We start from the raw sequence: 14,345 nt of genomic DNA, 5'->3' as shown, positions 1-14,345 counted from the left end.
TTGATAAATAAGGAAAAAAGAAGACATTAAAATGTAAAAAAAGCTTGATCTGACAACGTTTTTTTTCTGTTATGTTGGAATATATTCGCAACTTTTGAGAGCGAGGGGCGTCTAATAGGTGTCTGGTAATGCCCAAGCGGTCAGTCGGAGTTGGAAAATGACAACATGCGGCAAAAAAATATGAGAATGGTAGGGGTGAAGGATGAAGAAGTTCGGTTTTTTGGTACTGTTATTTGTCTTTGGGCTCGTATTCCCGGGCTATAGTCACGCAGCAACAGACACGAAAATTATCCTAGACGGAAAAGAAATCGTACAGCCATCGGATACAAAAGCGGAAATTATCAACAGCAAGGTGATGGTTCCGATCCGGGTTGTGTCCGAAAATCTTGGATATAGCGTGGAGTGGAAGCAGCAAACTCAAACAGTGACTATTAGCAAAGACAACACTGCCATGCAGATGATTGTTGGACAGAAGACGGCAACGGTGAACGGCAGTAACGTAAACTTGGATGCCCCGCCACTCGTGAAAAATGGTACTACGCTCGTACCTCTCCGATTTATTGGTGAGGAAATGGGTCTTAAGGTGGGTTGGAACAATACCACGAAGACGGTAACATTAGTTACCCAGAATTCAGGTTCCGGAAACGGGACAACCACACCTCCGAACTCTGGCAATGAAGGCGGAGGATCGGATCAAGAAGGTCTTGTACTGGTGAACGGCATCAGCTTCAGCGACAACCGCTTCATGATTGCAACAAGCGGAAGTACGAAGCCGAACGTCTTCACGATGACAGGACCAGATCGAATCGTTATAGACTTGCCGAATACCGCATTTGCTGATTCGTTCAGTGAAGGACAGGCTCTAGACAGCAACCAGAATGGACAACTCGTCGTTAGCGGCTATCCGGATGTGTCGAAGATTCGTTACTCGTTATACAGCAACAGTCCATCTACAATTCGTTTTGTAATAGATCTGTCCAGTTCAAAAGGGTACAGTGTGCAAAATGATTCTGGACTGGTTATGATTAACCTCGAGAATCAAAGTGGTACACCTGCTCCTCCAGTTGGTAATAATGGCAAAAAAGTTGTCGTTATTGATGCAGGTCACGGAGATCAAGATCCTGGGGCAATCGGTGTAACTGGTAAACGTGAAAAAGACTTCAATCTGGCAATGGCTCTGAAAGTGGAAGCCTTGTTGAAAAAAGAATCCAAAATTGACGTTGTGTTAACGCGCAGCGATGATACATTTTTGGCATTGAAAGAACGTGTGAAGATTGCACAAGACATAAAAGCGGATATTTTCATCTCCATTCATGCTAACAGTGGCCCTGCTGCTGCGAACGGTGTAGAGACATTCTATACACGCTCCAACAGCAAAGCACTTGCTACAGTGATGCACAAGTATCTTTTACAGTCTTCCGGACTGAAAGATCGTGGAGTGAAAACGGCAAGTCTCCATGTGACCCGTGAAACGACAATGCCAGCAGTTCTGCTGGAAGGTGGATTCCTTAGCAATAAGAGTGACGAAGCAGCCCTGTTCACTGAGAGTTTCCAGAACAGTGTTGCCAAAGGGATTGTTGCAGGAATCAAGGAGTATCTGGGAATTAAATAAGGGACAAGCCCTTATGTTGAGGAGGCGGAGTTAGAATGAACAAGAAAATATGGATTGCAGCCTTGCTGGTAACGGTTATGGCAGTTGCTGCTGGATGTGGAAGCAAGCCAACAGCTGCTCCGAATCAGACGCAAGGCGCAGGAACTGAAAACAATGTAACCGAGGTTGAAGGTGAAACAATTACCGAACCGGTAACTGCTGAGCCTGAAGAGAATACAACGCCTACAGAATCCACGGAGGAAGGCAGCTCAGAGGAAGCGACTACAACTACTCCGCCAAGCGAAACGTCTACGGAGAAGCCGGCAACTTCCGAAAGTAATGAAAAGAAAACAATCACTGTATTCTATACGGATGAAGAAGAACTGGAGTTGCACAAAGCTTCGGCTGAGATTTCATACGCATCGGATGATGCCAAATATAAGGCTGCCTTTGAATCACTGCAACAGAGCAAAGACGCTAAACTGGTTCCGCTGTGGTCTAAAGAAATTGAATTGAAGTCTGTTCAGTTCAAGGATGGAGCTCTTACGCTGGATATTCATATGCCAGATACGGCACGTCTTGGAGCAGGTGGAGAATCTTATGCGCTGGATGCTCTAAAACAAACGTTCTTCCAGTTTGATGAAGTGAAATCACTTGATTTACTGGTGGATGGTCAGCAGATTGAGAGTCTGATGGGCCATGTGGATCTTGAACATCCAATGACAAGATCCGAATAGGCTGTACAGCATGCTCTTGTACCGTGAATCCACGGAATATGGGTCGTTTTACATGAGAGAGGGGAATCATAGGTGACTTTTAAATATAACCATACATCACACTCTAAAAAAGTAGTATCAGCCGTGCTTGCAGGCATGATGGCCCTTAGCGCCGGCGGAGCTACCATGGCAGCAGAATCAACAGAAACGGGGCAGGGTCAGACTGCTGCAATAACAAATACGGCTGCACCAACTGGTTTGTTCAGTGACATCAAGGCCGGATACTGGGCTGAGAAACATGTGTACAAACTGGCATATCAAGGTATTCTTCTCGGTAACAACGGCCTGTTCCGTCCAGGAGACGCGGTAACACAGCAAGAAGCTGTAACGATGGCAATCCGTTTTATGAATCAAGAGGGCCAGTTGAATACCGACACGGCTGCGGCATTACCGACAAACATGGAAGTGGGAAATTATTTCAAGCCATATGTCGCGCTGGCACTTCAACTGGGACTGATTGACAAAACGGAAGAATCAACGGTGGATGTATCCAAGACCTCCTGGGGTCAAAAGCCGGCTTCACGGGAATGGATTACGAAATTGTTAATCCGTTCATTGGACAAGGATGCTGAAGCGAAGGCACAAAACAATCAATCTACCGGATTTGCTGATAATGCAAGTATTTCCGAAAGTGGTAAAGGTTATGTCAATCTGGCTGTTAGCCTGGATCTGGCCAAAGGTGTGGAAGGCAACAAATTCAATCCAACTGGTTCCGTAACCCGTGCTCAACTGGCTACCTTCTTTAGTCGTGGTGAATCGTTAACGGATACAACGTACCCGAACACATCCACGGGTTATGTCACAGGATTGAAAGATGGGCAGATCACGCTGGTTGTGGACGGCAAAGCCGTTAACTTCGCAGTGAACAGCAGTACGCCTTACTTTACGAAAGACAGTGAGACTCGTGCTTCCGCCACAGATGTGAAGCTGTATACGAAAGTTATGGTTGTAGGTTCGGCAGGTGGGGCTTCCTATGTGGAAGTTGTGGATGCTACACCGCAGGTGGAAAGTGTTGAAGGTACATTTGCACGTTCATTGTCTGGTAATAAAATTGGTATCTTTGTGGGCGAGAATTACGAAACGTACAGTTATGATGAGGCAACTGCATTCATCGATCAGAATGGTAATGCAATCAAACTGTCCGATATTACGGCAGATAGCATCATCGAAGTACAGCGTGAGACGTTCTCGGCTGACAAAAAAACAGTTGCTATTCGTGTGAAATCCGGCATTGTTAACAAGAGTGACAATGGCGTAGTTGCTGAAGTATCCACTTCTGGCAAAACGATTAAACTTGTCAATGCAGCGGGTGCAACAGAACAGTTTGCATACAATGACAATCTGCTTATCACATATCAAAACCGTATCATGTCAGTGGCTGATCTCAAAGCTGGCAGTGCCGTGAAATACACCGTAAAGGACAGTGTTTTGCAAACTATCACATTGTCTCAAGGTGTGGAGCAATCTGTGCGAGGAACATTGGTTGAGATCGGTGGCAACCAGTCCACGTTAACGTTCAAACGTGAAGGGGGTTCCCTTGAGGCGAAACTACTGACTGAAAAGCCGGAAGTTATTATTAATGGTATTCAGGATGCAACGCTAAATGATCTCATCACAGATGCAACGAACGGTGATCAGGTAGAGTTGTCATTGAACTCTGACGATCAGGTAACACGTATTCAGGTGATTGGACGTCAAATGGAACCTATGAACGGAGTAACGGTTGTATCTTACAACAGCAAAACAAAGGTACTTACCGTACTGGACAACAACAAAAAACCGTTTGTATTTACTTTGGACGAAAAAACCAAACTGGACTACAATACGACCAAACCTACACTCGCTGGTCTGGAGTCGATTTTAAATGATGGTCGCAAATTGGATCTGACCTATGTGGGAACACGTGCGTTGTCCGTTAAAGTGATTTACAAGTACGAAGGTACGATCAGCAACATTGACACAACGGGCAGAAAAATCAGTGTGTTGTCTGGTAATCAGACGATTACAGTGCCTTATACTACCTTACCTACGGTTGAGATCTATAACAAATCGGGCGCAAGTCTGGGAGATTTGAAGATTGGTGACAAAGTGACCGTAACGCTTGGAGCAAATCAGGATGTAGTTCAGAAGGTTTCACTGAACACTGTGGCTCAATTCGAAGTGGTTGCCTTGGAAGCAAATAGTCGTATTCGAGTAAAATCCGATCTGTTGACAAGTCAGTTCTACGTGGATCAAGCCGTACTGACAGGAGAGAGTGGTCAGACGATCACGCCTTCACAACTGACAGCAGGCAACCTGATTAATGTAACGTTTGAAGGAGCTACGCCAAAAGCGGTTCAAGTCGTGAAGCGTACGCTGGCTGAAGTTACAGCGGTGGATGCTTCATCTGTAACACTCAAACAGTTTAACGGCCAGACTGAAACCGTGCCTGTTAGCGGTTCTGTTAAAGTCGTAAAATCTGGCTCCACATTAACTTCACTGACTAGTCTTACGGTCGGAGATCGTGTGGAAATGACAAAAGATACGGATAATTCCACACGCTTCAGAGTACTAACTGTCATGAGCAAACAATTCTGGTCTTATGATGGCGTTGGTAACCAGATTTTGGTTAAACGGGAAACGACAGCAGACACAAACTATCGTTTTGCACTCGGATCAAGTGTATTTGTTCACCAGGGTGACAATACTTTAAGCGTGCAATCTCTCAGAGATAATGATAATATTGTATTGTATCTCCTGAACAATGTTATTCTGGAGATTCAAAAACAGTAATCGTTTCTTTTCGAGGATCAAAAGAATGACCGTCTTGATACGGGATCTTTCCCGCATCAAGACGTTTTTTTTGCAAGCTTTTTGAGGTCCCCGCAAAGTACTCGGATGAAGCTTCGAAGTAAGGCTCCGCAGAGTGGAGTCATTTTGTGGGAGGTAGCTCTTCATGAATGCAGCGACGGTTAGACATATACTCGAAACTATGGAAGCAATGTTTCCTGATGCACATTGCGAATTAAATCACAGCAATGCATTTGAATTGACGGTAGCTGTCCTTTTGTCTGCCCAGTGCACCGATGAAACGGTGAACAAGGTAACCGCAGATTTGTTCCAGAAGTACAGAAGCCCTGCAGATTATCTGGCAGTTCCTCTCGAAGAGTTGGAACAGGATATTCGGCGAATCGGTTTGTACAGGAACAAGGCCAAGCATATTCAGAACATGTGCCGAATTTTAATAGAGCAGTATGGCGGTGATGTACCGCAGGAACATGATCAGCTTGTGACGCTACCAGGTGTCGGGCGGAAAACCGCGAATGTAGTTGTTTCCAATGCGTTTGGAGTACCGGCAATTGCGGTAGATACTCATGTTGAACGTGTATCCAAGCGGCTGGCGCTTGCAGGTTGGGATGACTCCGTACTTGAAGTCGAAAAGAAACTAATGAAGCGCGTACCCCGGGACGAGTGGACTTTAACTCACCACCGGTTTATATTTTTTGGACGCTACCATTGCAAGGCACAGAACCCTGCGTGTCATATCTGTCCATTGCTGGACATATGCAGGGAAGGGAAAAAACGTATGAAAACGTCCCAAATCAGGAAAGATAAGGAACGTGTCACCACCCGAAAACGAAAAATAAATTAATGAGCAGAAAAGGATGAATAATCATGAAATGCATTTCCGTGTACACTGACAATTTTGAGGCCTTCTCCGATATCTTTGAACAAATCGTTGAACAGGAAATGGCTGAAAATGAAGAAAAAGAAGTAGAAGGCATCACAGTAAGCCACTCTGGCGACGTGCCTGAACATTATCTGGAGCGTATGTCCGTTAAACCAGAAGTTGTTGTTATGAGAGACAAAGGCAGAGACATTACAATTCTGCAACATGGACAAGTATTTGAAATCTTGCTGCCTTCCATGGAGAACGCAGTTTCATAAGAAGTGATTACACTATTGGTTCTGTTGTATTAATGTCATGATGATCGTTGTGGTTAAGATGATCGCATCGCATTCATGCAACAGACACTTGGCGTAAGCATTTACTAAATACCAAGTATAAAACGTATTACAGATAAAACCGACTTGTTCGGTTTTATTTTTTTTAGATTATAGGACTTATACGTTCATTTATGTATATTCAATTCCAACCGTTCAAATTCAAACTTGATAATGTTAAAATAAATGTTGTAAAAGAGATAGACGTCGAAACGGATGTCAAATTAGAGGAGCCAGGGGGAAGGCCAGTCATGTCCAGAACAGATTACCCAAAAGAAATGGCCAAACCTCTGCTTCCGCTGCGTGAAGCGATGGAGCAGACAGGGGACCATACGGCTGTACAGGCTATAACGGATTTAATCAGCAAGGCGGAAATGAAACATCTGACGATTGCGTTCTGTGGTCATTTCTCTGCAGGCAAATCGAGTCTCATCAACAGTTTATGCGGTAAGCGGGTGCTGCCTTCAAGTCCCGTGCCAACAAGTGCAAATGTGGTATCCATACGTAATGGTAAGCCAAGAGCGCTTATTTATACTACTCCAAACGTAAGCGCTGACAATGGAGCAGGAACACTTGAAGTTTCTCCAGAGGAATTGGAGGCGTATTGCAAAAATGGTGGAGCTTATAGCTCAATTGAGGTATGGGATGATATTCCTCTGCTGAAAGATGATGCTGTCCTGCTGGATACACCAGGTGTGGATTCAACAGATCGCGGACATAGTCTCGCAACCCATTCAGCGCTCCATCTGGCCGATGTGGTGTTCTATGTCATGGACTATAACCATGTCCAGTCCGAGACAAACCTTTCATTTGCCAAGAGTCTGTCGGATTGGGGCAAACCGTTGTTTTTGATCGTGAACCAGATCGACAAGCATCGGGAGCGTGAGCTCTCTTTTGACCAATATACCGAAGGTGTCGAAGCTATATTTGCGGCCTGGGAAGTTAGATATGACGGACTGCTGTTTACTTCCCTCCGCGACAAGCAGCATCGCTATAACCAGTGGGATGTGCTTCCGGAACTCATTGGACACATGATGCAAGAGAAGGAAGCGTTAATTACGCACAGTTTGGCAAGTTCGGCCAGTCATGTAACGGAGCAACACTTGACGAGAGAAGCCGAGAAACGTGAAGACGAAGAGAATTCCCTGCTGGATGAGATTGGTGGCAAGGAAGGAATTGAACGCTTGGAACGAGAGCTGGAGCTTCTTGATCAACAAGCAGCAGACATTCGTACCGGGCCTTCGCGAGTGCGTGAGAAATTCCGGGCAGAGCTGGAACCTCTTCTGGCAAATGCAAATCTTACTCCTGCGGATATTCGTGCGTCGGCTGCCGCCTATTTGGAGAGCCGCAAACCAGGTTTCAGGGTAGGCTTATTGTTCTCAGGTGGCAAAACCGAGCAGGAGAAACAACGTCGTGCTTCTGAACTGGTGCGGTTATTGCAGGATCAGGCTTCCGGACAAGTTGAGGTACATATTCGTACAATGCTTAGACAGCTGGGTGAATCCCATCAGCTATGGGGAGCGGAGTGGGAGCAGTCGCTCAATACGGAACTGCCTGCTGTAGATGAGGCACTGCTGGAGATGAAACGCAGTGCGAGTGCAGAGGTATCTCCAGAGTATGTGATTCAGTTCAGTAAAGATGTGCGGGGCGAGATTGAGGCCCGCTATCGCAAGTCGGCCATGATGCTGGCCGACCGCATGCTGGAGGCGCTGGCAGCGCGAGGCGAAGCCGCGCTCCAGGCTCTGGACGCCAGCCGCGCAGCGCTGCTGGCGCAATCCGCGGCGGCGGCGCGCTACACGGCGCTCCAGCGCAGCGCCGCCGCAGAGGCAGCAGGGCTGCGCAGCCTGCTGCCCTATGCGGGCCCCCTCCCCTCCGGGCTATTGCCGGAGGTGAAGGGCCCGCACGTGCCCGCGGTGCCTGAACCGGGCGAAGCTCCCGGTTCGCATGCGGGCACGTCAACGTCTGTGGGCCGCGCGCCCACAGACGCCAGAGGCACCGCCAGCGCAGCGCGCAGTCGCGGCGGCGGTGCCTGGGCCATCGTCGTCGGCTGGCGCTGAACGACGCCGACGCCTGGACGCAGCAGCGGCACGACTCGAAGCCGCTGCTGCGCTGGTAGAGCCGTACCCCGCCATGGGGTCGGCGGTACGGGATCTGCGTGCACGCGCGGCTTCGCTTGCGGGCGGCACGTTCACATTGGCGCTGTTCGGAGCATTCAGCGCCGGCAAATCCTCCTTCGCCAACGCGTTGCTGGGCGAAGCTGTACTACCCGTCTCGCCGCATCCAACAACAGCGGCGATTAACCGAATCATGGCTCCTGCCGGGGGCGCGGAGCATGGAACAGCCCGGGTCCGGATGAAGACCCGGGAAGCCTTCCAGGAAGATCTCGGCTATTCCTTCCGATTGCTCGGACTGGGTGAGCCTGGAGCGGAGTGGCAGAAGCGAGTACGCTCCCTCTCACCACAGGATGTGCATCCGGCGGGGCGCCCGCATTACAGCTTTTTGCAGGCAGCGGCAGCCGGCTGGGAAGAAACAGCGGACCAGTTAGGTCAGGATGTGCTGGTGGATCTGGACGGTTATCGTAACTTTGTCGCAAACGAGAAGAAGTCCTGTTTTGTAGACAGTATCGATCTCTATTACAGTTGCGATGTGACTGAACAAGGCATTGTACTGGTAGACACACCAGGAGCGGACTCCGTGAATGCTCGTCATACGGGTGTAACCTTCAATTATATGAAGAATGCGGATGCACTCATTTTTGTAACGTATTACAACCATGCTTTCTCACAAGGAGATCGACAGTTCCTGAATCAGTTGGGACGTGTTAAAGATAGTTCTGCCATGGATCAGATGTTCTTTGTTGTGAATGCCAGTGACTTGTCTTCCTCTGAGGAAGAACTGGAGCAGGTTCTCGATCATGTGAGTACCCAACTGCGCAGTAATGGAATTCGGGCACCACGACTCTTCCCGGTATCCAGCATACTGGCGATGGAAGGCAAGATGGAAGGGGATTCGAAGCTGCTTGAGCAATCTGGTTTTAACCGTTTTGAGGAAGAGTTTAACCAATTTGCAGGCAGAGAATTAGCCGATCTTGCTGTAGGTGGAGCTTCCGAAGAGATGGCACGTGTGATTCAGCGGCTGAAGAATCGTGCAGAGGATGCGGCTCAGGGTGAAGAAGTATTGCAGCAGCGGCGGGATGAACTAGGGACTATTCAGGGACAGTCACGTCAACGCATACAGCAACTTGCAGCAAGATCCATGAAGGAAGAACTGTCACAGGAAACAGCAGAATTACTCTTCCATGTGCGGCAGCGGCTTGCCTATCGCCTTGGTTTATTCATGGCAGAAGCATTCCATCCATCCGTACTTCGGGAGGATCGGGGCAATCTGAAGATGGCTTTTGCAGCCTGTGGACGTGAACTGTTACGTATGATTGCCATTGAACTGGAGCAGGAACTGCTTGCTACCACCCTCAGACTTGAACAGGCGGGTCAGACCTGGCTGATGAAGCAAGTTACGGAATGTATAGATGAGGTTAGGCAGTTATCAGGGGGCGTGGATGTGTCACTGCCACTGAACGAACGCTGGAGTACACCTGTGCTTGAAGAAGTTCGTCTGGAAGAACCGTCTGGATGGAAAAGCTATTTGAATTATTTCCGCAATCCGAAACAGTTCTTCGAAGGAGATGGACGTCAGCGATTACAGGAGGAACTTGATCCTGTCCTCAAACAGATGATCATTGAAGTTCTTCCTGCTGCGCAAGACAAACTGATTCAGTTTTATGACAACCAGATTTGTCAATCCTTGCAACACCAATCCCGTCAGTTGGAAGAACGTCTGGACGAGGCGGTAAGTGGAATTCAAGATACACTGGAGAGCGGAATTCCGGCGGAGCAATGGACCAGCTTGTCTAACCAACTGGAACAGATTGAACGCAGTTAAAATCACGGCATAACGCGTATTCTCTGGAAGTCTTTGTAAAACAAAATGAATGATACAGCAACACATTGAAAATGTTGCGAAAATCAACCCAAAAGGGCCCCTGCCGAAAAGGCATATAGGGAGCCTTTTTTTGGTACGAACAACCTGAAATAAAGAGAATATTCAAACATTTGATTGAAAGGTGGGTATTTACCTTCGTTAATGCGTCAATAAGCTGAAAGCAGGCAGAATATGGTCTGTTATTCGCTTTGCCGCGAATGGGGTACGGTGATAAACTTCATAAATGTTCATAGTATTTTTGAACGACATAAGAGGAGGAGAAACATGGATGTTCTTAGGCAACTGCAAACCTTTTTTTGGGAAAAGCGAACGTATTTATTTGTATCAATCTTGTTCCTCGCCTTAGCGACCGCACTTGGGTTGGTGTATCCGTACATGCTGAGGATACTGATTGATGACATCATTGTTCCGCGAACTTTTGAAGACGTTCCCATAATTGCCTTGACTGTGTTAGGTGTAGTTATTTTGAAAGCGGGAATGCAGTTTTTACATGGCTTTTTTGGAGGACGCTTGGGTAACTTCCTGGCGTACAGACTTCGTAATGCATGTTACGAAAAGCTTCAATTTTTATCCTTCCGTTATTATGATACGGCCAAGACAGGTGATCTGATGTCCCGCCTCACGGGAGATTTGGAAGCCATCCGTAACTTTATCGGATTTGGTTTCGCCCAGATTCTTAACATGGTTTTCATGGTCGTATTTGGCGCAATCATGATGATGACCATGAGTTGGCAGCTTACGTTGTTCACGCTCATATGCATCCCATTACTTGCCTTCGTTGCGCTGAGATTCGAATCCAAAATTCACCCTGCGTTTCAGGAGATGCGGCTGGCGCTCAGTTCACTGACAACAGCGGTACAGGAGAATATTACTGGCGTACGTACGGTAAAATCCTTTGCACGTGAGCCTTATGAAGTGGAGAAATTCTCCATACGTAATGAGCGTTACAAAACAAATCAGATTCATGCCGCAACATTGTGGAGTCGCTATTTTCCGATCATGGAGATTCTTGCTTCGGTGAGTATCGTGCTGTTGCTGGTGATCGGTGGAAGAATGGTTATACAGAAGACGCTGACACTCGGTGAACTCGTTGCCTTTTTCAGTTTGATCTGGTACATAATCGGTCCAATGTGGAACCTTGGGTTCCATATCAACAACTATACGCAATCCAAAGCTTCAGGTGAACGGGTGCTCGAACTGCTCAATACGCCAGTGGACGTGGAAGAAACGCAAGATCCGGTCATTGTGGAGGCAGACCAAGTGAACGGCCATGTGACATTTGAATCCGTTACCTTTGCCTACGGCAACAAAATGCCAGCAGTAACCGATATTAATTTTGACGCTGCACCCGGTTCTGTAATCGGTTTCCTCGGGGGAACAGGGTCAGGTAAATCGACCATCATTCAGCTTCTGATGCGTGCCTATAACGTCAACTCGGGAACGATCAAGCTAGATGGCAAAAACATTAAAGACATAGGTATTCGCAGTTTGCGGAGTCAGATCGCTTCTGTTTTCCAGGAAACATTCCTGTTCTCATCCAGCATTCGCAATAATATTTCCTACGGGCTTAAGAACGTCACCATGGATGAGATCATCCGTGCAGCGAAGCTGGCCAAGGCTCATGACTTCATTATGGAGTTCCCGGACGGATATGACACGGTGGTTGGTGAGCGCGGCATGGGATTATCGGGTGGACAGAAACAGCGGATTGCGATTGCAAGGGCTTTGCTGAAAAATCCAAAAATTCTGGTACTTGATGATGCAACCAGCGCCGTGGACATGGAGACAGAACACGAGATTCAGTCCGGTTTCCAGGAAGTTATGCGCGGCAGAACGACATTTATTATTGCACACCGGATATCTTCACTACGACATGCAGATGAGATTCTGGTGCTCGATGAAGGTCGCGTGGTACAACGTGGCAAACATACCGAACTCATTGAAGTGCCTGGACCATATCAGGATGTTTATAAAATTCAATATGCAGATTATATTGCCCGCGGTAAGCGGGAGGCTGGGGAGCAGGTGAATTCATGAGTGCAGAAACGATAGCAGACAGGCGCGAGGCAAAAGTGGCCTCTGAGAAGAAACTGAATGAACGATTTGTGTATCAGGATGATGAAATTATTGAAAAACCGTTTAACTGGAAAGAGTTCGGACGTTTATTTGCATACATGAAACCTTATGCGAAACAACTGTTACCACTCGTTATTCTAATGATGATCTTGGGTACCATTACAAAATTGTCCGTACCTTTTCTGATCAGTCTGGCGATTGACCGTGCCATCGCACCGGCAACGGGGTTGCCAAGTATGACCATGCTTTATCTTATCGCTGGCTCCATATTTGTGTTGTATCTGATTCAATGGGCAGCCAATACGTACCGGATCAAACTGACAAACATTATCGGACAGCGCGTTATTTATGATCTTCGCTCGGATCTGTTCAAGCATATCCAGAAGCTGTCCTTTAACTTTTTTGACAAAAGACCGGCAGGTTCCGTACTGGTGCGTGTTACGAATGATATTAACTCCCTTCAGGATCTGTTCACCAATGGTGCAGTGAACGTCATGATCGACTGCGTACAGTTGCTCGGGATCATTGTGATCTTGCTGTTGATTAACTGGAAACTGGGTCTTGCCGTGATCATTACGGTGCCAATCATGTTTATCATCTCGACCAAACTGCGGGTGCTGATCCGTCGGGCTTGGCAGGATGTGCGCATGAAGAACTCTCGGATAAACTCCCACTTGAATGAATCCATTCAGGGGATTCGAGTGACTCAGGCTTACACACAGGAAAAAGAGAACATGAAATATTTTGACAACATGAACCTGTCCAGCAAAAAGTCATGGGATAGAGCATCAGCGATGAACCAGGGCTTTGGACCGCTGATTGAGATTACCGGCGGATTCGGTACGTTAATCCTTTTCTGGTTTGGTGCTTACCTGATTCAGGAAGGTCAGTTGACCGTGGGATTACTTGTCGCTTTTGCCAACTATGTCGGCAACTTCTGGGACCCAATCAACCGTCTGGGACAGATGTACAATCAGTTGCTGGTTGCAATGGCATCATCGGAGCGTATCTTCGAATTCATGGATGAAAAACCAAGTATTGCGGATAAACCAGGTGCCAAGCCACTTCCTTCTATTAAAGGAGATATCGCATTCGAAAATGTGGTGTTCGAATACGAGAAGGGCAGACAGGCGCTAAAAGGGATCAGCTTCTCAGCGGCTGCGGGACAATCGATTGCACTTGTTGGTCATACGGGCTCAGGTAAAAGTACGATCATCAATCTGATCAGTCGTTTCTATGATATATCCGGCGGACGTCTCACCATTGACGGACAGGATGTGCGGGATGTAACGGTAGAGAGTTTACGCAGCCAGATCAGCATTGTATTACAGGATACCTTCATCTTCTCGGGTACGATTCGTGACAATATTCGATTTGGACGACTGGACGCAACGAATGAAGAGGTGGAGGACGCAGCCAAAGCAGTCAATGCACATGAGTTCATCATGAAGCTGCCTGGCGGATATGATACTGAAGTAGAGGAACGCGGGAACGTATTATCCATGGGACAGCGACAACTGTTATCCTTTGCCCGTGCGCTGCTTGCTGATCCACGCATACTGATCCTGGATGAAGCTACAGCCAGTATTGACACGGAGACAGAGCTTAAAATCCAGGAAGCGTTGAAGGTGCTGTTGCAGGGAAGAACGTCCTTTATGGTCGCTCACCGTCTCTCAACCATCCGGAATGCAGATAACATTATCGTCCTGGATCATGGTGAAATTAAAGAAGAGGGTAACCATGAGCAGCTTATCCAAAAACAAGGCGTGTATAATGGATTAATTGAAGCTCAATACAGATTTTTGTGATGAAACCTTCGGACGCCTGTGAAGCGTCTGAACACATATGAACTTATAACACTCTGGCGTTCTATAGCCTGATCTTTCAATAATAAGCGCATCTTATTCATTGAAGACAGG

General features: G+C 47.3%; 9 protein-coding genes. All 9 read left to right on the top strand.

All coding sequences use genetic code 11. From position 1 onward, the window contains the following. Positions 1 to 202 precede the first annotated feature (202 nt). The 9 genes from MKY01_RS19340 (at position 203) to MKY01_RS19300 (ending at position 14,234) form a co-directional block, all read left to right on the top strand. The gene (locus MKY01_RS19340; RefSeq protein WP_339283205.1) at positions 203 to 1,612 is read left to right on the top strand and encodes an N-acetylmuramoyl-L-alanine amidase family protein; all 1,410 of its coding nucleotides are present in this window, start codon (positions 203 to 205) and stop codon (positions 1,610 to 1,612) included. Positions 1,613 to 1,647: 35 nt separating this feature from the next. Then, on the top strand, positions 1,648 to 2,328 hold the full coding sequence (locus MKY01_RS19335) for a GerMN domain-containing protein (RefSeq protein WP_339283203.1): 681 nt from the start codon (positions 1,648 to 1,650) through the stop codon (positions 2,326 to 2,328). Between the two features lie 72 nt (positions 2,329 to 2,400). Further along, positions 2,401 to 5,139 carry an S-layer homology domain-containing protein gene (locus MKY01_RS19330; RefSeq protein ID WP_339283201.1) on the top strand — a complete coding sequence of 913 codons (2,739 nt, stop codon included), beginning with the start codon at positions 2,401 to 2,403 and terminating at the stop codon, positions 5,137 to 5,139. Between the two features lie 163 nt (positions 5,140 to 5,302). Continuing rightward, a complete protein-coding gene (gene nth / locus MKY01_RS19325) occupies positions 5,303 to 5,998 on the top strand; it encodes an endonuclease III (RefSeq protein WP_036607558.1) in 696 nt (231 codons plus the stop codon). Positions 5,999 to 6,021: 23 nt separating this feature from the next. Further along, positions 6,022 to 6,294 (top strand): hypothetical protein, encoded by a 273-nt coding sequence (locus tag MKY01_RS19320; protein ID WP_017687779.1) that lies wholly within the window; start codon positions 6,022 to 6,024, stop codon positions 6,292 to 6,294. A gap of 308 nt (positions 6,295 to 6,602) precedes the next feature. After that, positions 6,603 to 8,408: a dynamin family protein gene (locus tag MKY01_RS19315; protein WP_339283199.1), complete on the top strand. Its 1,806-nt coding sequence runs from the start codon at positions 6,603 to 6,605 to the stop codon at positions 8,406 to 8,408. Further along, positions 8,296 to 10,290: a dynamin family protein gene (locus MKY01_RS19310; RefSeq protein WP_339283197.1), complete on the top strand. Its 1,995-nt coding sequence runs from the start codon at positions 8,296 to 8,298 to the stop codon at positions 10,288 to 10,290. The genes MKY01_RS19315 and MKY01_RS19310 overlap by 113 nt, the downstream gene beginning before the upstream one ends. 324 nt (positions 10,291 to 10,614) lie before the next feature. Further along, complete coding sequence (locus MKY01_RS19305; protein ID WP_036613268.1) at positions 10,615 to 12,387, top strand: ABC transporter ATP-binding protein; 1,773 nt, start codon at positions 10,615 to 10,617, stop codon at positions 12,385 to 12,387. Further along, entirely contained in the window at positions 12,384 to 14,234 is a 1,851-nt protein-coding gene (locus tag MKY01_RS19300) for an ABC transporter ATP-binding protein (protein ID WP_036613270.1), read from the top strand. The genes MKY01_RS19305 and MKY01_RS19300 overlap by 4 nt, the downstream gene beginning before the upstream one ends. Positions 14,235 to 14,345 lie beyond the last annotated feature (111 nt).

The sequence above is a fragment of the Paenibacillus sp. FSL R5-0486 genome, assembly GCF_037975155.1.
GTDB classification, from domain to species: domain Bacteria; phylum Bacillota; class Bacilli; order Paenibacillales; family Paenibacillaceae; genus Paenibacillus; species Paenibacillus amylolyticus.
Note: the sequence above shows the minus strand (reverse complement) of the source record. Positions and strands in the feature narration are given on the sequence as shown.